At 63.0% G+C, this 17,901-nt stretch carries 15 protein-coding genes, 1 tRNA gene and 1 other RNA gene; 10 read left to right on the top strand and 7 right to left on the bottom strand.

Translation table 11 applies throughout. The annotated features are described in order from the left end of the window. Positions 1-20: 20 nt before the first annotated feature. Positions 21-785, bottom strand: a complete 765-nt coding sequence (locus GEV37_RS13080; RefSeq protein WP_227390698.1) for a glycerophosphodiester phosphodiesterase family protein — start codon at positions 783-785, stop codon at positions 21-23. A 157-nt stretch (positions 786-942) separates the two neighbouring features. Between GEV37_RS13080 and GEV37_RS13075 the strand changes: the two genes are divergently transcribed. From GEV37_RS13075 to GEV37_RS13060, 4 genes are all read left to right on the top strand, one after another. Beyond that, positions 943-1,920 (top strand): NADPH:quinone reductase, encoded by a 978-nt coding sequence (locus tag GEV37_RS13075; RefSeq protein WP_227390697.1) that lies wholly within the window; start codon positions 943-945, stop codon positions 1,918-1,920. Between the two features lie 213 nt (positions 1,921-2,133). Further along, positions 2,134-3,975, top strand: a complete 1,842-nt coding sequence (locus tag GEV37_RS13070) for an SLC13 family permease (protein WP_227390696.1) — start codon at positions 2,134-2,136, stop codon at positions 3,973-3,975. Between the two features lie 86 nt (positions 3,976-4,061). Further along, a complete protein-coding gene (locus GEV37_RS13065) occupies positions 4,062-4,820 on the top strand; it encodes a DeoR/GlpR family transcriptional regulator (RefSeq protein WP_227390695.1) in 759 nt (252 codons plus the stop codon). A gap of 348 nt (positions 4,821-5,168) precedes the next feature. Next, a complete protein-coding gene (locus GEV37_RS13060) occupies positions 5,169-5,390 on the top strand; it encodes a hypothetical protein (protein WP_227390694.1) in 222 nt (73 codons plus the stop codon). A 28-nt stretch (positions 5,391-5,418) separates the two neighbouring features. Here GEV37_RS13060 and GEV37_RS13055 read toward each other — a convergent pair whose 3' ends face one another. From GEV37_RS13055 to betI, 5 genes are all read right to left on the bottom strand, one after another. Further along, positions 5,419-7,062, bottom strand: coding sequence for a glycerol-3-phosphate dehydrogenase/oxidase (locus GEV37_RS13055; RefSeq protein ID WP_227390693.1), 1,644 nt, complete (start codon positions 7,060-7,062; stop codon positions 5,419-5,421). 217 nt (positions 7,063-7,279) lie between these two features. After that, entirely contained in the window at positions 7,280-9,766 is a 2,487-nt protein-coding gene (locus GEV37_RS13050) for an acyl-CoA dehydrogenase (protein WP_227390692.1), read from the bottom strand. A 236-nt stretch (positions 9,767-10,002) separates the two neighbouring features. Next, positions 10,003-11,688, bottom strand: a complete 1,686-nt coding sequence (gene betA, locus GEV37_RS13045) for a choline dehydrogenase (protein ID WP_227390691.1) — start codon at positions 11,686-11,688, stop codon at positions 10,003-10,005. 45 nt (positions 11,689-11,733) lie between these two features. Further along, on the bottom strand, positions 11,734-13,203 hold the full coding sequence (gene betB / locus GEV37_RS13040; protein WP_227390690.1) for a betaine-aldehyde dehydrogenase: 1,470 nt from the start codon (positions 13,201-13,203) through the stop codon (positions 11,734-11,736). Between the two features lie 32 nt (positions 13,204-13,235). Continuing rightward, positions 13,236-13,826, bottom strand: coding sequence for a transcriptional regulator BetI (gene betI, locus GEV37_RS13035; RefSeq protein ID WP_227390689.1), 591 nt, complete (start codon positions 13,824-13,826; stop codon positions 13,236-13,238). Between the two features lie 250 nt (positions 13,827-14,076). Here betI and GEV37_RS13030 point away from each other — a divergent pair, with 250 nt between their 5' ends. The 6 genes from GEV37_RS13030 to GEV37_RS13005 all read left to right on the top strand — a co-directional run bounded on the left by GEV37_RS13030 (position 14,077) and on the right by GEV37_RS13005 (position 17,412). Then, positions 14,077-15,009 carry a choline ABC transporter substrate-binding protein gene (locus GEV37_RS13030; protein ID WP_227390688.1) on the top strand — a complete coding sequence of 311 codons (933 nt, stop codon included), beginning with the start codon at positions 14,077-14,079 and terminating at the stop codon, positions 15,007-15,009. 114 nt (positions 15,010-15,123) lie between these two features. Next, positions 15,124-15,200, top strand: a tRNA-Met gene (locus GEV37_RS13025). Positions 15,201-15,255: 55 nt separating this feature from the next. Further along, positions 15,256-15,352, top strand: an RNA gene (gene ffs / locus GEV37_RS13020) — signal recognition particle sRNA small type. Positions 15,353-15,482: 130 nt separating this feature from the next. Then, positions 15,483-16,244, top strand: coding sequence for a DUF3750 domain-containing protein (locus tag GEV37_RS13015; RefSeq protein ID WP_227390687.1), 762 nt, complete (start codon positions 15,483-15,485; stop codon positions 16,242-16,244). A 74-nt stretch (positions 16,245-16,318) separates the two neighbouring features. Continuing rightward, positions 16,319-16,717 carry an antitoxin Xre-like helix-turn-helix domain-containing protein gene (locus tag GEV37_RS13010; RefSeq protein WP_227390686.1) on the top strand — a complete coding sequence of 133 codons (399 nt, stop codon included), beginning with the start codon at positions 16,319-16,321 and terminating at the stop codon, positions 16,715-16,717. Then, a complete protein-coding gene (locus GEV37_RS13005; protein ID WP_227390685.1) occupies positions 16,711-17,412 on the top strand; it encodes an RES family NAD+ phosphorylase in 702 nt (233 codons plus the stop codon). Before GEV37_RS13010 ends, GEV37_RS13005 begins: the two co-directional genes overlap by 7 nt. Positions 17,413-17,415: 3 nt before the next feature. On the opposite strand, the gene mntR is transcribed toward GEV37_RS13005, so the two are convergent. After that, entirely contained in the window at positions 17,416-17,892 is a 477-nt protein-coding gene (gene mntR / locus GEV37_RS13000) for a manganese-binding transcriptional regulator MntR (RefSeq protein ID WP_227390684.1), read from the bottom strand. Between the last annotated feature and the right edge of the window lie 9 nt (positions 17,893-17,901).

Genomic DNA, 17,901 nt, shown 5'->3' with positions numbered 1-17,901 from the left:
TGTCGTTGGGTTCCCCGCTATTATGCGCGGTCACGGTGATCGAGAAAACGCTTGAACGCCACCGGTTCGTCGGTGATCGCACAGTTCACCCCCCAGTGCCAGCGGGGCTCGAAGGCAGCCGGATCGTTCGGGGTGTAGCACAGCACCTGGTAGCCCGCCGCGACCATCGCCTCGGCCTGCGGGCGCTTGAGCCGTGCCCAGTCCGGATGCACGCTGTAGGCATCGACACCCTCGCACATGGCCTGCCACTGCCCGGGCACCGCGCCGAACAGCACGCCGAGGGCAAGGGTCTGTGAGCCGGCGAACTCGCGGCAGCGGCGTAGCGCCTCGAGATCGAAGGAAGAGACGATCAGCCGGTCCGCCGGCATTTTCTCCATCAGCAGGGGAAGTACCGTATCGACCAGGGCGATCGCATCGCGCCCCTTGTTCACCTTGATCTCCAGGTTGACGCCCATGCGCAGCTCGTCGAGCAGCGTGAGCATCTCGTCGAGTGTGGCCATGCGCTCGCCGGCGAACTCGTCGCCGAACCAGGCGCCGACGTCGAGGCGCTTGGCGGACTCGAGATCCAGCGACTTGAGCTCACCGCGGCCATCGGAGCAGCGGGCGACGTCAGCGTCGTGCCAGATGACCGGCGTGGCATCGCCCAGAAGCTGTACATCGAGCTCCACCCAGGTGGCGCCGGCTTCGAAAGCGGCGCGCACGGCAGCCAGGGTGTTTTCCGGGGCGGCGGCGGAATAACCGCGATGGGCGACGAGCGCCGGAAGAAGAATGCCGGTATGGGTCATGGTGCGTCCGTTCATCGGGTTCGGGAAATGGGTCAGTCTAGCACGCCTGCGTGACAGCACCGTGGCAGCCGGGGGATGACTTGATTTATCCCCGACGACGCGGTTGGATATGAGCCCGAATGTCCCTGGATCGACAACACAACAAGGAGTATGCGTCATGGCCAAGCGAATCGAGTTTGCCACCCCCGGTGGTTCCGAGGTGCTCGAGCTCAAGGAGATCACGCCGGCGGCGCCTGGTAAGGGTGAAGTACGCATTGCCAACAAGGCCGTGGGGCTCAACTTCATCGATATCTACGTGCGCACCGGCCTTTACCCCGCGCCTTCGATGCCCTCGGGGCTCGGCACCGAGGGGGCGGGCGTCGTCGAGGCGGTGGGCGAGGGGGTGACCCATTTGAAGGAGGGCGATCGTGTCGCCTATGCCCAAGGGCCGCTCGGTGCCTACGCCGAGATGCACACTCTGCCGGCAGCCAAGGTAGTGAAGCTTCCCGATACCATCGACTTCGATACCGCTGCGGCCAGCCTGCTCAAGGGGCTCACGGTACAGTACCTGCTGCGCCAGACCCATGAGCTCAAGGGCGGCGAGACGATCCTGTTCCACGCTGCTGCCGGCGGGGTAGGGTCAATCGCCTGCCAGTGGGCGAAGGCGCTCGGCGTGAAGCTGATCGGCACGGTCAGCTCGAAAGAGAAGGCCGAGCTCGCCAAGGCCAACGGTGCCTGGGCGACGATCGACTACACGAAGGAGAACGTCGTCGAGCGAGTGCGCGAGCTGACCGGCGGCGAAATGTGCGACGTGGTCTACGACTCCGTGGGCAAGGACACCTGGGAAATGTCGCTGGACTGTCTGAAGCCCCGGGCTCTGATGGTCAGCTTCGGCAATGCCTCGGGCCCGGTGGACGGCGTCAATCTCGGCATCCTCAACCAGAAGGGGTCGCTGTTCGCCACCCGGCCGAGCCTCAACGGCTATGCCGATACCCGGGAGCGTCTCGAGCGTATGTGCGAGGAGTTCTTTGCCATGATCGAAAGCGGCAAGATCACCATCGACGTGGCCAACCGCTACCCGCTCGCCGAGGCGGGCAAGGCCCAGAACGCCGTGCAGAGCCGCCGCACCACCGGATCGACGATTCTGATTCCCTGAGCCTTCTCGCTCGACTGTCCAGAAGCCGCCTTCGGGCGGCTTTCGCATTTCTAACGCTGGTCGAAGGTACAAATATCGTATAGCTTGTGATGGTATCGTTGTTAACCCATGTTGTGATTCACCCTTTCGTGTTATTTCCCGGACCGGTTCGCGCAAGCGAGCTGCGTCACCCTTCGCGCGACATTCCTCGCGCGATATGAAGGAGAGTGCTAAATGACGATGGAGGCTATCGGACTGGCCCCGAGTACGCTGATTTTCATCATCCTGGGACTGACGCTGGTCGCCTTCATCTGGGGACGGTTTCGTTTCGATCTGGTGGCGATGACGGCACTCCTGGCGTCGGTGGTGCTGGGCCTGGTGCCGGCGGACGAGGCGTTTCGCGGCTTCGGTCATCCGGCGGTGATCACCGTGGCGGCGGTGCTGGTATTGAGTCGAGGCTTCGAGCGCTCCGGCGTGGTCGACATCATCTCTCACCAGGTACTCAAGGTCGGCGACCGGCTGATGCTGCAGCTTCTGGTGCTGGTGGGCACCGTGGTGGTGCTGTCGGGCATCATGAACAACGTCGGGGCGCTGGCGCTGCTGTTGCCCGTGGCCATGCGCCTGGCCCGCGAAAACGATACTTCACCCTCGCTTCTGCTGATGCCGCTGGCCTTCGGTTCGCTGCTCGGGGGCTTAACCACCTTGATCGGCACGCCGCCCAACATCATCGTCGCGACCTACCGGGGGGAGCTTACCGGCGAGAACTTCAGCATGTTCAGCTTCTCGCCGGTGGGCATCGCGGTCGCACTCGCAGGCCTTGCCTTCATCGTGCTGGTCGGCTGGCGCTTCACGCCACGGCGCAACAGCCAGGCGGGCAATGGCGACATGTTCGATACCGCCAACTATCTGGTGGAACTCAAGGTTTCCGAAGAGTCGCGGGCCAATGGGCTGACGCTTCAACAGCTGCGCGACGAACTCGACGAGACCATCCCGGTACTGGCCGTGGTGCGCGATGATGACCGCCGTGCCGGCTACTCGTTTCACGGCGTCCTCAAGCAGGGCGATATTTTGCTGCTCGAGGCGGGGCCCGACGAGCTCCAACTGCTCGAGGACAAGGTGGGGCTCAGCGCTGTGGCGGAGCCCGAGTCCAAGCATGAAGAGGGCGAGGGGCACGCAAAAGAGGCCATGGAGGAGCGTGAGCCGGTCGACACCGAAGGATTGCAACTGGTAGAGGCCGTCGTGCGCGGCGACTCGATGATGATCAATCGCAGCGTGCGTCAGCTGCGCTTGAACCACCAGTTCGGCCTGCATCTGGTGGCGGTAGCACGCGATGGCGGACGCCTCAAGCAGCGCCTGCGCGACATTCGCTTCCAGACCGGCGATGTGCTGCTTCTGCAAGGCAGCGAGAAGGAGATCAACGAGAGTCTGTCGAGCCTGGGCTGCCTGCCGCTGGCCAGCCGCGAGCTCCATCTGGGCCAGCCGCGCAAGCTGGCGCTGTCGCTGGGCATCTTCGCACTGGCGATCGTGGCGATGCTGCTGGATCTGCTGCCGGCGGCGGTGGCGATGAGCAGCGCAGCGCTGGTGTCCCTTCTGATCGGCGTGCTTCCGCTTCGAGAAGGCTACCATGCCATCGATGGTCCGGTGATCGTACTGCTGGCGGCCATGCTGCCGGTCGGCGAGGCCCTGGAAACCAGCGGCGGGGCGGACATCATCGCCAATTCGCTGCTGCATTTCGGCGCCGACTGGCCGGTGGTGGTGTCGCTTTGCGGCCTGTTCACGCTGTGCATGCTGCTGTCGAACATCGTCAACAACGCCGCGGCGGCGCTTCTGATGGCGCCTATCGCGGCGAGTCTGGCAAGTGGCTTCGGTGTAGCCCTGGAGCCGTTTCTGATGGCGGTGGCGGTGAGTGCATCCTGCGCCTTCCTGACCCCCATCGGCCACCAGTCGAATACCCTGGTACTGGGGCCCGGTGGCTATCGGTTCAGCGATTACTGGAAACTGGGCCTGCCGCTTTCAGTGGTGGTGATGGCGACGGCGATCCCGATAATCCTTCTCGTGTGGCCTTTATCCGGCTAACATCCGGTTTTCAAACCCTTTCGATTTTCAAACTCTTAGCCAGGCGAGCAGGCGCGGCTCGCCGCTCAGAACAATAGGCTTTGCCCATGAACCAGCACCATCGCCAGGATGCCATCGTCGAGCTGGTCCGCCAGCACGGCTACGTGAGCATCGAGCAGCTCACCGACCACTTCTCGGTGACGCCGCAAACCATTCGCCGCGACCTGAACACGCTCTCCGACGAAGGGCGCATACGGCGCGTGCACGGTGGCGCGGGCGTCGAGTCCAGCACGGTGAACACCGCCTACAGCACGCGCAAGACCCTGCACCTCGAGGAGAAGGAGCGCATCGCCCGCTGCGTGGCCGCGCAGATTCCCGATCACGCATCGCTGTTCATCAACATCGGCACCAGCAACGAGATGATCGCCCAGGCGCTTCTGGAACATCAGGGGCTCGAGATCATCACCAACAACCTCAACGTCGCCGCAATCCTGCAGCGCAAGGAGGATTTCACGGTGATCATCGCAGGCGGCCAGGTGCGCTCCCGCGACGGCGGCATCATCGGCGAGGCGACCATCGATTTCATCAACCAGTTTAAGGTGGACGTCGGCATCATCGGCATCAGCGGCATCGACGAGGATGGCTCGCTTCTGGAGTTCGACTACCAGGAGGTACGCGTCGCCCAGGCGATCATCGCCAATTCCCGCCGGGTCTACCTGGCGGCGGACTACTCGAAGTTTCACCGCAACCCGGTGGTACGCCAGGGCAATCTGGCCCAGCTCGATGCGCTGTTCACCGATCGTCAGCCGCCGGAGGCGATTCGTCGGCTGCTGATCGAACACGATGTGACGCTCCACGTGGCGTGATGGATGTCGATGCGTTACGAGGCCGCCTTCCGGCGGCTTTTTTTGTCGCTGGCTTTCAGGTAAAAGCGCTTCTCTGCAAGTGGCCGACAAGAATAGACGCTGAAAGCCTTTTCTGTCGTCGAGCTACAACCATTACCACTGCCAATGATCAATGGTGAGCGATGCTGCCATGCACCATAGTTTCTATATGGCTTCATGCAGAAACCCAGGAAGCCCGACAGGGACGCTCTATAAGCTAGAGCGTAACGCAGGACATCGCCGAGCCCATCGCCAGGCGGTCGTCCGCGCCTCACCCCCGGCGCGCAGCCACTAGAACGTCAAGATCGTGAACAACGCACGAGGTGGTTTATGAACTGCATAGAACTGAACCAGCAGGCCGACCGGATCGCCAACGCCTTCAGCAAGCAGGATCTTGCCCGGCTGGTGCTGGCGCTCAAGAGTCAGCAGTCGCTCCAGCAGGCCGTCGAGGTGATCGACACTATCGACCACCGGGTCGGCTACTCCATCGAGCAGGCCTGGGAGGAGGTGCTCGCCGGCAACGCCCAGACCGCCCGCGAGGAGGAAGAGTAAGCTTGAAGCCCCCGTTCGGGGGCTTTTTTCATACCTGCTCCGGGGCGGGCGATGGCGTCGTGGTGTCCGGGTTCTGCGCGAAGTAGGCCGCTCGACGCTCTTCAGCCTTGTCGTCGAACAGCACGTCGCAGGCCTTCTTGAGACCCACGGAGCGTTCGAGCTCATCGCGGTGAACCACCATCGAAATCTTGGCGCGCCGGCGAAGGAAATCCTCGAGCTCGGTGATCATCTCGTGCTCGCGAGCGTACTCGATCTCGCAGCGCAGGTACTCGGTGCCTTCGATGAGCACCTCGGCCTGGGTGGCGTCTTCGGCGATCCGGTCGAGCAGGGCGAAGGCATCGTTGCCGTAGCGGCGCCACAGACGAGATGAAAGCGCCTCCGTCGAGGTCGCCGGTGTCAGCGCGTCGAGCCCCATCGCCTTGGCCTTTTCATCGAACCTCGTTTTCACCTCTGCGCCCGGCTCGCCATACCACAGGGTTTGCGAGGCATCGAGCGTCACCCCCAGGGACTCGATCTCGTCGGCGATCTCTTCGCCCACGTTCAAGCAGTCGGTGAGCTTGCCCCCGAAGATGCTGATATGCGCGGTCTCGCGGTGGGTATCGATCACGTGCTTGCGCGAAAGCTGCAGGAAATCGCGCTTCTCGCCCTTGTCGGCCTTCACTGCCAGCGGGCGCACGCCGCAGCGCGTCGAGATGATGTCGTCCTCGGTGAGTGGCGTTTCCAGGGTCAGACGCTTGTTGATGTTTTCGAGAACGAACTGGACGTCTTCCTGGGTGACCTCGGCGTTTGGGTGCTCCATATGGGTATCGGTGGTGCCGATGCAGGTACGGTTGCCCATCGGAATCACGAAGAAGAGCCGCCCGTCGTCGGCGAAGAAGGCCAGTACGCGCTTCTCTTTAGTGAGCTGCGGCACGATCAGGTGAATGCCCTTGGAGTAGATGTGCTGGTGTGACGTGCTCTGGTGGGTGAGGGTATTGTGCGCATCCACCCAAGGGCCGGCAGCGTTGATCAGCACTTTGGAGCGAATCTCGAAGGTGCTGCCATCCATCACGTTGCGCGCGCGGGTCACCCAGTGTTCGCCCTGGCGCTCGGCGCCCACGGATTCCACGTAGTTGGCAGCCACCGCGCCGAAATTCATCGCCTGACGGACGAAGTTGAACACGAACCGGGCATCATTATCGTAAAGGTAGGCATCCGAGTACTCGAAGCCGCCTACGGCGCCATCGGTTCTGATGATCGGTTCTTCGTGCTTGATGTTTTTCGGTGACAACAGTTTCGGGCGCTTCGTGAAGCCGTTCCCCATCAGCCAGTAGAGCCAGGTGCCCGCCCACAAGTACCAGGGCGAGTGGCGAAAGCCCTTGGCGATAGTGGTCAGAAAGCGAATCTCCTTGACCGTGGAGGGGTAGCTTTCGATCAGGTGATTGCGGCTCTTGCAGAGCTTTCTCACCAGAGCAAAGTCGTTGCTCTCCATGTACTTGATGCCGCCCCACACCAGGTTCGAGGAGTGCATGCTGGTACTGCCGGCGAAATCGCCACGATCGATCAGCGCGACCTTCGCGCCCTTGCCGGAAAGCGCAGCGGCGGCGGCGGCGCCATTGATGCCGCCGCCGATGATCAGCGCGTCGTACTCTTCATGGGGGAGTCTTTCGAGATTGCGGGTTCGAAGCGTCATGGCCGGGTCCGTCAGGTCGGGCGTCGCAAGCGTTGCGCGCTGTATTTTCAATAACGAAACTATAGATGATCGTTTTCGAACATTCAACGCGTAAGCATTACCGTTCGACAACGCCATGCCGAGCACTGAAAGGGGTCGAGGCTATCCACCTCTCGAGATATTTTCATGCCAGGCACAAAAAAGCCGGCCCTCAGGCCGGCTGGTGAGGAAGGGCGGCTTACTTAATGCTCTCGTCAAAGTTGATCGGCGCAGCCTTGGGCGCCGGATTGTGGTCGATCAGCGTCGACTTGTCGGTGGCGAAAGTGTCATAGGCGAAGTCATCGACGGTGAGCATCTCGAGCACCTCCTTCTCGAAGGTGCGCATGAACGTGGCGTCTTCCTCGCTGACGATACCTGTGGCAAGGCCCGCCTCGATGCGCGCTTCCGGGTGCAGTGCGGTTTGCACAAGCTCTCCCTTGGCGTAGGCCTTGTTCACGGTGCGGTAGATCTTCTCGGCGCGCTCGTACTCTAGGAGCAGGGCGTTGTAGCGTGCCAGCGGATTGCGCTGCTCGCCGTCGTCCTGATCCCAGGTGTTGTGCAGAAGCTTGGTGCGCAGCGCACTGTGAGTGGAGACCCGGTGAGCGATATCGCGGGCGAGATCGTCGTGGGGCTTGTTCCAGCGGCGGCCCGTGGGCATCACCACGGCGTTCAACACGCGACCCAGCGCCCGATTGGGCAGATTGTCGAAGATTTCGACGAAGGCCTGCTCCGCACGGTGCAGCAGGAAGCGGCAGCTGTAGTGAAGAAGGGCCTCTTCGCCTTCGACCTTGTCGCCGGCCTGCCACTGCTTGAGCACCATGGAGGCAAGATACAGGTTGGAGAGCACATCGCCCAGGCGCGCCGAGAGCATCTCGCGCTTCTTGAGCGCCGAACCGAGGCTCGCCATGGCCGCATCCGCGCAGAGGCCAAATCCGGCGGAGAGCCGCGCGATGTCCTGAGCGTAGGCCGCGGCCGGTGCATCAAAAGGAACCGACGGCTTGCCGATGCCGATCCCCAGCGTCAGTGCACGGGCGGCATTGCCGAAGATCAGCCCGGCGTGCTTGAAGAACGCCGTGTCGAAGGCCTTCTCGTCGTTCGCATCCTTGGCGGCGAGCTCCTCGAGCACGTAAGGATGGCAGCGAATCGCCCCTTGGCCGAAGATCATCAGGTTGCGCGTCATGATGTTGGCGCCTTCCACGGTGATCGCCACGGGGTTGGCGCTGTAGCCGATCCCCAGGTAGTTGCGCGGGCCAAGCGTTACCGCCTTGCCGCCGTGCACGTCCATGGCGTGGCTCAGAATCTCGCGCTGGAACTCGGTGAGCTGGCTTTTCAGGATTGCCGAAGGCACGGCGGGCTTTTCGCCGTGGTCGATCAGGTTGGCGGTCTGGTAGACCGTGGCCTGGGCGATGTAGCCGAGTGCGGCCATCTTCGCCAGCGGCTCCTGCACGCCTTCCATCTCGGCGACCGGCACGTTGAACTGACGGCGCACGCGGGTAAAGCCGCCGCTCCAGCCAAGCGCGTAGCGGGCGGTGCCGGTGGCCCCGGAAGGCAGAGTGATGCAGCGCCCGATGGAGAGGCACTCGACCAGCATGCGCCAGCCCTGACCGATCATCTGCTCGCCGCCGATGATGGTATCCAGCGGTACGAAGACGTCCACGCCCTTGATCGGGCCGTTCATGAAGGGGCTGCCGATCGGATGGTGGCGCCGGCCGATCTCCATGCCGTCGGTATCGCGAGGAATCAGCGCCAGCGTGATACCGCGATCCTCTTCATCGCCCAGCAGTTTTTCCGGGTCGAACAGGCGAAATGCCAGGCCCACAACGGTGGCGATCGGCGCCAGCGTGATCCAGCGCTTCTCGAACGTCAGCTTGATGCCGAGCACTTCCTTGCCGTCGACGGTCTGCTTGCAGACCACGCCGGTATCCGGAAGCGACGTGGCATCGGAGCCGGCGCGCGGGCCGGTCAGGCCGAAGCAGGGGATTTCACGGCCATCCGCCAGCCGCGGCAGGTAGTGGTTCTTCTGCTCTTCGGTGCCGTACTTGAGCAGAAGCTCCCCCGGGCCGAGGGAGTTGGGCACGCCTACGGTGACCATCAGGGTCTCGTTGGCGGAGAGCTTCTGCAGCACCATCGACTGCGCCTTGGCGGAGAAGCCCAGGCCCCCGTACTCCTTCGGAATGATCATGCCGAAGAAACCTTCCTTCTTGAGGAAGTCCCAGAGCTGCTGGGGAAGGTCGGCGCGCTCGATGGTGATGTCCCAGGCGTTGCACATGCCGGCCGCCTTGGCGCACTGGTTGTCCAGAAACGCCTGTTCGTCCTCGCGCAGGCCGTCGTCCTTGTAGGCGAGCAGGGCATTCCAGTCGGGCTTGCCGGAGAAGAGCTGGCCGTCCCAGGAGACGCTGCCGGCCTCGAGCGCGGTGCGCTCGGTGGCCGATACCTTGGGTGCGACCTTCTTGAAGATGGCGAAGATGCGTGGCGTGAGCCACAGCCGGCGCAGCGCCGGCAGACCCGCCGCCGCTACCGCGAGTGCTGCCAGCAGCAGGATGAAACCAATGACCGGGGCCTCAAAAACGAGCCCCAGCAGGCCAAGTGCGGCCAGTACCCCGATGGCCGGGGCAGCACCGGCCTCGCGGCGCATGACCACCAGCAGGCCGGCGATCGCCAGCACGATGAGCAGTAGCGTGAGCATAGAACCTCTCCATGTCGTTATTGGGATATTGTCAGAGCATCAGAATGCACGTATTTAAACGAATGTTTGAATAGTGGCAGACTCGCGTCGTCATGCCAAGCCCGCGCCACCCGTCGTTTTCTCTTTGTTCAATGTCGTTTGTTCAATATCTTCTGTTCAATGTAGTGCATGGCATGCACGAGGCATGAAAAAACGCCGCGACGAAGGCGGCGTTTCAACAACAGGCGCGAGTGGGGCTAGCGAGCGCTCGGGTGGCGCTTGGCCGGGGTATCGCCGGCCACGAAGTAGTCGACCTCTTCGCGCGGCAGCGGCTCGCGACCGCGAATGCGGTCGGCGATCTTCTCCGCCAGCATGAGGGTCGGCGCGTTGAGGTTGCCCGTGGGGATGATCGGGAAGAGCGACGCGTCCACCACGCGAAGCCCTTTTAGTCCGTGCACGCGGCCCTGGCCGTCGGTTACCGCGTCCTCGCCTTCGCCCATGCGGCAGCTTCCGCAGGGGTGGTAGGCGGTTTCGGCGTGCTTTTTGACGAAGGCGTCGAGCTCGGCGTCGCTCTGCACGTCCGGGCCCGGGGCGACTTCACGGCCGCGGTAGTCGTCGAAGGCGGGCTGATTGATGATTTCGCGGGTCAGGCGAATGGCGTCGCGAAACTCTTCCCAGTCCTTCTCCTTCGACATGTAGTTGAACAGGATGCGAGGCGCGGCGTGCGGGTCCTTCGAGGTCAGCCGGACACGCCCGCGGCTCTCGGAGCGCATCGAGCCGACGTGGGCCTGGAAGCCGTGGGCCTCGACCGCGCTCTTGCCGTTGTAGCTGATGGCGATGGGCAAAAAGTGGTACTGCAGGTTCGGCCACTGCTCACTGTCACGAGAGCGAATGAAGCCGCAAGCCTCGAACTGATTGCTGGCGCCGATGCCGGTGCCCTTGAACAGCCAATCGAAACCGATCTTCGGCTGGTTGTACCATTTCAGCGCCGGGTAGAGCGAGATCGGCTTTGTGCATTCGTATTGGATGTACATCTCCAGGTGATCCTGCAGGTTCTCGCCGACGCCGGGCAGGGCGTGCACGGGGTCGATGCCGAGTTCCTTGAGGTGCGCGGGGTTACCCACGCCGGAGCGCTGCAGAATCTGCGGCGAGGCGATCGCGCCGCCGCACAGCAGCACCTCGCGCCGGGCGCGCACCTGCTGCATCTTCCCCTTGCGCTCATAGCGCACGCCGACGGCGCGCTTGCCCTCGAACTCGATCACATCGGTGACCGCACGGGTCTCGATGGTCAGGTTGTCGCGCTTTCTGGCGATGTCCAGATAGCCCCGAGCGGTGGAGGCGCGCCGGCCCTTGGGCGTGACGAAACGATCCATCGGGCCGAAGCCCTCCTGCTGATAGCCGTTGACGTCCTCGGTTTCCGGGTAGCCCGCCTCTTTCGCCGCCTCGATGAATACGCGGTAGAGCGGGTTGTTGCCTTTCTTCGGCGTGGTCACGCTGACCGGGCCGCCGTCGCCGTGGTAGGCGTTGGCGCCGGTGTCGCGGGTCTCGCACTTCTTGAAGTAGGGCAGGCAGCTCTGGTAGTCCCAGTCCTCAAGGCCCGGCAGCGTCGCCCACTGGTCATAGTCCAGGGCGTTGCCGCGGATGTAGCACATGCCGTTGATCAGCGACGAGCCGCCCAGGCCCTTGCCGCGGCCGCACTCCATGCGCCGGTCGTCCATGTAAGGTTCCGGGTCGGTCTCGAAGGCCCAGTTGTAGCGCTTGCCCTGCAGCGGAAAGGCCAGCGCCGCCGGCATCTGGGTGCGAAAGTCGAGCCGGTAGTCCGGCCCGCCGGCCTCGAGCAGCAAAACGCTGACGCTCTGGTCTTCGGTCAGACGCGTGGCAAGCACGTTGCCCGCCGATCCCGCGCCGATGATGATGTAGTCGAATTCACGCCGTCTTGACATGGGTAGCCTCCTGAGTCGGTTCATGGGGTTCTGGCGCGCAGGGCGTCAGAAGACCGACTCGAACGGTCCCATCTCGATCTGGATGGATTTGGTCTGGGTGTAATGGGCCAGCGTCTCGACGCCGTTCTCGCGGCCGATGCCGGACTGCTTGTAGCCGCCCACCGGCATCTCGGAGGGCGATTCCCCCCAGGTGTTGATCCAGCAGATGCCGGCTTCGAGGCGGTGAATCACCCGGTGCGCACGATTGAGCGACTCGGTGAACACGCCGGCGGCGAGCCCGTAGTGGGTGTCGTTGGCGCGCTGGATCACCTCGGCCTCGTCATCGAAGGCGAGAATCGACATCACCGGCCCGAAGATCTCCTCACGCACGATGCGCATCTCATCGCGGCAATCGGTGAAGATCGTAGGCGCCGCCCAGGCGCCCTTGGCAAATACACCTTTGCTCCAGCGCTCGCCGCCGACCAGCACGCGCGCACCTTCCTGCTTGCCCAGCGCGATGTAGGAGAGCACTTTCTTCTGGTGCTCGAAGCTCACCAGCGGGCCGAAGTTGGTGTCGGCGTCGAGCGGATCGCCCGCCCTGATGCGCTCGACGCGCTCGACAAGCTTCGCTTCAAACGCTTCCTTGACGCTCGCCTCGACGAACACCCGCGTGCCGTGGGTGCAGACCTGGCCGCTGGAGTAGAAGTTGGCCATCATCGCGGCGTCTGCGGCGCGGTCGAGATCCGCGTCGGCGAACACGATCAGGGGCGACTTGCCACCCAGCTCCATGGTCACTTCCTTGAGCGACGAGCTTGCCGCGGCGGCCATCACCTTCTTGCCGGTGCCCACCTCGCCGGTGAACGACACCTTGGCGATGCCCGGGTGCTCGCTCAGCATCGCGCCCACGCGCCCGTCGCCCTGTACCACGTTGAACACGCCCGCCGGCAGGCCCGCTTCGGTGAATATCTCGGCAAGTTTCAGCGCAGTGAGCGGGGTGACTTCGCTCGGCTTGAAGACCACCGCGTTGCCGGCGGCGAGGGCAGGCGCCGCTTTCCAGCAGGCGATCTGAAGCGGGTAGTTCCAGGCGCCGATGGCGCCGATCACCCCGAGAGGCTCGCGCCGGGTATAGACGAAGGAATCCTCGCGCAGCGGAATCTGGCTGCCCTCGATCATCGGCGCCAGGCCCGCGTAGTACTCGAGCGCGTCGGCGCCGGTGAGGATATCGACGCTTCCGGTTTCACTCAGCGGCTTGCCGGTGTTCCGGGACTCGAGGCGGGCGAGCTCGTCGTTGCGCTCGCGCAGTAGCGCCACGGCTTTCAAGAGCACCCGCGAGCGCTGCATGCCGGTCATGGCCGCCCACTCCCGCTGGCCGCGCTGGGCCGCTTCCACGGCGCTATTCACGTCCTTGGCGCTTGCCTGACCGACCACGGCAAGCTCGCTGCCATCAAAAGGATTGATGACGCTGAAGGTCTCGCCGGAGGTGGCTTGTATCGGGGCGCCGTTGATGAAAAGGGGTTGAGCGTCATGTGGACTCATCGAAAGCTCCTGAAAACGTGACGGTGATGAATTCAGCGCGCAGCATCGAGCAGTTGGTCGCGATAGGCGAGCGCCAGGCGGCGCGCCGCGTCGGCGTCGAGCCCTTGAGGGGCAAGCGCGCCGCGAAGCCACAGCCCGTCGATCATCGCTGCCAGGGTACTGGCGGCCTCTTGGGCCTGCTCGCGCGGCAGCACGCGGCGAAACTGTTGGCACAGGTTGGAGTAGAGCCGCCGGTCGTTGATGGTCTGCAGCCGAGCCAGGGCCGGGTGGTGCATGCTGCTGGCCCAGAATGCGAGCCAGGTCTTGGCGGCAGGGCCGGAGACCTGGGTGCGGTCGAAGTTGCCTTCGATGATCGCGCCGATATGGGCCTTGGGCGAATCGTCGCCCAGCGCGCGCCGGCGCTCGGCCACCGCTTGACTCAGATCGGTCAGGATCTGGCGCATGGTGGCCTCGAGAAGACCGTCCTTGCCGCCGAAGTAGTGGCTGATGATGCCCGCTGAGACACCGGCATGGCGGGCGATACGCATCACTGTCGCTTCGGCGAGACCGACGTCGTTGATGGCGGCCATGGTGGCCTTGATCAGCTGCTCACGGCGTATTGGCTGCATTCCCACTTTAGGCATGGCACTCTCCTTTCGGGTTGGCATCGCTTTGGTGCCGGTCGGTCTCGATGGTCTATCTTAATGTGGCTTAAGTTGTTGTGACTTAAGTTAGTATCGGCTGCTCGATCGCGCCGCATTGAAATTCGCCATGGGGCATGATTACCTGACTATGCTTACATTTCTTTATTGAACGTTCAATCAATATAAGGTTCCAGCGGGAACGAAAGCGTTCGCCGACGTGCTGGAACGCTGTGCAAACTGGGAGACAACGATGAGCCATTCAAAGACAACGACGCTGGGTGCCTTGGCACTGTTCGCCGCACTACCTAGTGCTGCGCTGGCCAATGAGTGCACCACCGTGCGCTTCGCCGAAGTAGGCTGGACCGATATCACCGCGACCACGGCACTTGCCAGCGAAGTGCTCGAGGCATTGGGCTACTCGCCGCGTGTCGATACGGTGTCAGTGCCGATCGCCTACGCCGGCATGCGCAACAACGATTTCGACGTGTTCCTGGGCAACTGGATGCCATCGATGGCGTCCATCAGCGATCCTTACGTCGAAGATGGCGATGTCGAACGGCGCGTGGCCAACCTCGAAGGTGCCAAGTACACCCTGGCCGTTCCGCAGTACGTTCATGATGCTGGCGTGACCTCGGTCACCGATCTGGCTGAACACGCCGACCAATTCGACTCCCGGATTCATGGCATCGAGGCGGGCAACGACGGCAACGAGCTGATCGAACAGATGATCGCGGACGACGCCTACGGCCTTGGTGGCTGGCAGGTGGTCGACTCCAGCGAAGCGGGCATGCTTTCGGAGCTCACCACCCGCGTACCCAATGAGGAGTGGATGGTGTTTCTCGGCTGGGAACCGCACCCGATGAACACCAACTTCGACATGGCCTATCTCTCCGGTGCCGACGACTACTTCGGCCCGGACCTGGGGGGGGCGACGGTCTACACCAATACCCGCGCCGGCTTCGTCGACGAGTGCCCAAACGTCGGCCAGCTGCTCGACAACATGACCTTCACCCTCGAGATGGAGAACGAGCTGATGGCCTCGATCATGGATGACGGCGTTGCCGCCCGCGAGGCCGCCAACGCCTACTTGAAAGAGCACGACGAGGTGCTCGAGGCGTGGCTCGACGGCGTGACCACCCGCGACGGCGACGAGGGCCTTGCCGCTGTACGCGAGGCACTCTGACGTGCGGCGTACCGAAGTTTCATACGTTTTAGATATTTAGCGACAAGGGCAGGCCATTTTGGCTTGCCTTTTTTATCCGGGATAGGCATACTCTGCACCCGCTGATGTCGGAAAGGCTACGTAGCTCAGCTGGTTAGAGCACATCACTCATAATGATGGGGTCCCCTGTTCGAATCAGGGCGTAGCCACCACATCACGCATAGGCATTCGAGAAACCTCATCTTTCGAATGCTGCTATGGTGGCCCCTTAGGTCCTCCCGCAACGCGAAACTGCAAACCCCGCCAGGCCCGGAAGGGAGCAACGGTAGTGGTGGATGCGTGTGCCGGGATGTGGCTTTCGGGGCCGCCTCCATTTCTGCTCCCCATTCATTTTTGCCCCCCTTCATTTCTCATGTCTGCTGATCGCATCGTTGAGACGTGGTGTTCGCTGATTCGTTAAGGTGGTTCGGCCTGCCTTGATCGGACCCTCTCTCATGAAGACACTGCTGCTTTGGCTTTCAAGCGTTCTCTTTCTGTTGATGCTGCTGCTGGCCGGCCCCGTCTGGCTCCTGCTTTCCCAGCAGGTCGACTTTCGAGGAAACTGGTCCACCGCTAGCCGCGACTCTGCAGAACTCGCGCCGCAGCCCGAGGCTTACGCGCCGGCGGTGGTGCAGGTGTACGCCGCCCGTGCCTTCAGCTGGCGCGGAGCGTTCGGCGTGCATATCTGGATTGCCACCAAGGCGCCGGGCGCCGAGGCCTACCGGCTGCACCAAGTACTGAGCTGGCGTCGGCCGACGGTGGTATCGGCGAGCGACACGCCGGATCGCGCCTGGTTCGGCAATGCGCCCGCGCTTCTGGCCGACTATCGGGGCGAGGCCGCCGCACGGTTGATTCCCCAAGTCGACGAGGCCGCCCGACGCTACCCGCAGGCAGATCACTACCGCCTCTGGCCGGGGCCAAACAGCAATAGCTTCATCGCTTGGATGGTGCGCGAGATAGATGGCCTGGATGTGGCGCTTCCAGTCACTGCGGTGGGCAAGGACTATCTGTTCGGTGACTACTGGGCGCCAGTGCCCAGCGGTACCGGCGTCCAGTTCTCGCTGGGCGGCGTGTTCGGCGTGATGGCCGCTCTCGAAGAGGGGATCGAACTGAACCTTCTGGGGTTGAGCGTGGGTATCGATGTATTACGTCCCGCACTCAAACTGCCCGGTATTGGGCGTGTCGGTATGGCGCGACCGGTAATCGTTCGAGAATAGTCTTCTTGTCTGACTTATTTGCAGATACTTTTCAAGTGAATTAGTATTTACAGGTAGGCTACAGGAGTAGGTCGATGCAAACGGCCAATGAGTTGGTAACCGATAAAAGCGCCGCTGCCGTCGGCTTGAAGGCGGCAGTACGCATTTTGGACAAGTGGCAGGCCAAGGGAGAGCAGGGCGAGGCGATCCTGCGCGTGTCGCACACCACCTATGCGCGCGCGCGCCGGGGCGATCTGGCCGAGATCAAGCTCGATGCCGACCAGCTCGCGCGCATCAGCTATCTACTCAACATTCATGCCGCGCTGCGCACCTTGTTCGAGAATCCCGAGAACGTCTACGGCTTCGTCACCATGGCGAACCACAATCCCTACTTCAACGGCCGCACGCCGCTCGAGGTGATCGGTGGCGGCGACTTCGCCGCGCTCTATGAAACCTTCAAGCGCATCGACAGCCTGCGAGGCGCGCAGTGGTAGCGCCGGACAATCTGATCGCGCTGGCGCCTCGTCGGGTCGAGGGTTATCGGTTGATCAACAGCAAATTTCCACCCATTGCGCTGTTCGACGACGTGGCGGATGCCGAAGAGTTCGAGGCACTCTATCAGTTGCAGGCGCTGACCAACCCGCGACTCAGAAACGAGCTCGGCGATCTGGCGCTGCTGCCGTATGATGAGATTCCCTTTCGCATTCGCGGCTGCTCCTACGCCGCCGCGGCTTTTACCCACGTCAACCCGGATGGCTCTCGCTTCAGCGACGGCAGTTTCGGCGTGCTCTACATCGCCGATACCCTCGCCACGGCCATCGCCGAGGTGAGTCATCATCAAAGGCTCTATTGGGAAAAGGTGAAAGGGCTTCGTTTTGAGCGCTTCGTCTTTCGCGGGCTGCGCTGCACGTTCGACGAGCGCGGATGCCGCGATGCGCTTGCGCTCGAACGTGATCATCCGATCTTCGCCGCTGACAGTTACACTGCCTCGCGTGCGCTGGGTCACGCGCTACGTGGCGCCCGAGCGCCCGGGCTTCGTTACCGCTCGGTGCGACGCGAAGGCGCGACCTGCTGGGCGCTGATGACGCCACGCCACGTGCAAGAGGTGGTGCAGACCGCGCATATCGAGATGGTGTGGAATCAGGGGCTGACCCAGGTGAATCGACTCGCTACGCTGACCCCGCGCTGAACGTCAGGCGTCCTTCTCGTCGGTGAAGCGCTGCATGATGGCCAGCGTCTCGTCACTGACGTGGTGTTCCATGCCTTCGGCATCGATGCGCGCGGTACTGTCCGGCACGCCAAGTGCGCGCAGGAAATGCAGCACGATGTCATGGCGCCCGCGGGAGGTCTGAGCCATCTTGCGGCCTTCGTCGGTCAGAAACAGGGAGCGATAGGGCTGGCTGGTGACCAGACCGAGCTCGTTGAGTCGGCGAATCATCTTCGATACGGTGGCCTGGCTCACCGCCATGCGATTGGCGATGTCCGCCGCGCGTGCCTCACCCCGGTGATCCAGCAGGTCGCCGATCAGTTCGACGTAATCCTCGATCAGCTCGGTTTCATGAGCATTGCGTACCGTTTCGTACTGACGGGCGTGCTGTGCCACCGGCGGCAGGGCGTCGTGGCTGGGGCCGTCTCGAAACGGGCGCTGCGGCGTTGAATCATCACTCATGGGCTGGGC

Source organism: Vreelandella malpeensis (assembly GCF_020622355.1).
GTDB classification, from domain to species: domain Bacteria; phylum Pseudomonadota; class Gammaproteobacteria; order Pseudomonadales; family Halomonadaceae; genus Vreelandella; species Vreelandella malpeensis.
Note: the sequence above shows the minus strand (reverse complement) of the source record. Positions and strands in the feature narration are given on the sequence as shown.

Bases quoted from the DNA above. Each gene is read 5' to 3' on its own strand.
- GEV37_RS13015 (WP_227390687.1), top strand. From the start codon at position 15,483: ATGAAGACACTGCTGCTTTGGCTTTCAAGCGTTCTCTTTCTGTTGATG.
- GEV37_RS13060 (WP_227390694.1), top strand. From the start codon at position 5,169: ATGAACTGCATAGAACTGAACCAGCAGGCCGACCGGATCGCCAACGCC.
- GEV37_RS13050 (WP_227390692.1), bottom strand. From the start codon at position 9,766: ATGCTCACGCTACTGCTCATCGTGCTGGCGATCGCCGGCCTGCTGGTG.
- GEV37_RS13080 (WP_227390698.1), bottom strand. From the start codon at position 785: ATGACCCATACCGGCATTCTTCTTCCGGCGCTCGTCGCCCATCGCGGT.
- GEV37_RS13075 (WP_227390697.1), top strand. From the start codon at position 943: ATGGCCAAGCGAATCGAGTTTGCCACCCCCGGTGGTTCCGAGGTGCTC.
- GEV37_RS13030 (WP_227390688.1), top strand. From the start codon at position 14,077: ATGAGCCATTCAAAGACAACGACGCTGGGTGCCTTGGCACTGTTCGCC.
- GEV37_RS13055 (WP_227390693.1), bottom strand. From the start codon at position 7,062: ATGACGCTTCGAACCCGCAATCTCGAAAGACTCCCCCATGAAGAGTAC.
- betB (WP_227390690.1), bottom strand. From the start codon at position 13,203: ATGAGTCCACATGACGCTCAACCCCTTTTCATCAACGGCGCCCCGATA.
- betI (WP_227390689.1), bottom strand. From the start codon at position 13,826: ATGCCTAAAGTGGGAATGCAGCCAATACGCCGTGAGCAGCTGATCAAG.
- mntR (WP_227390684.1), bottom strand. From the start codon at position 17,892: ATGAGTGATGATTCAACGCCGCAGCGCCCGTTTCGAGACGGCCCCAGC.
- GEV37_RS13070 (WP_227390696.1), top strand. From the start codon at position 2,134: ATGACGATGGAGGCTATCGGACTGGCCCCGAGTACGCTGATTTTCATC.
- betA (WP_227390691.1), bottom strand. From the start codon at position 11,688: ATGTCAAGACGGCGTGAATTCGACTACATCATCATCGGCGCGGGATCG.
- GEV37_RS13010 (WP_227390686.1), top strand. From the start codon at position 16,319: ATGCAAACGGCCAATGAGTTGGTAACCGATAAAAGCGCCGCTGCCGTC.
- GEV37_RS13065 (WP_227390695.1), top strand. From the start codon at position 4,062: ATGAACCAGCACCATCGCCAGGATGCCATCGTCGAGCTGGTCCGCCAG.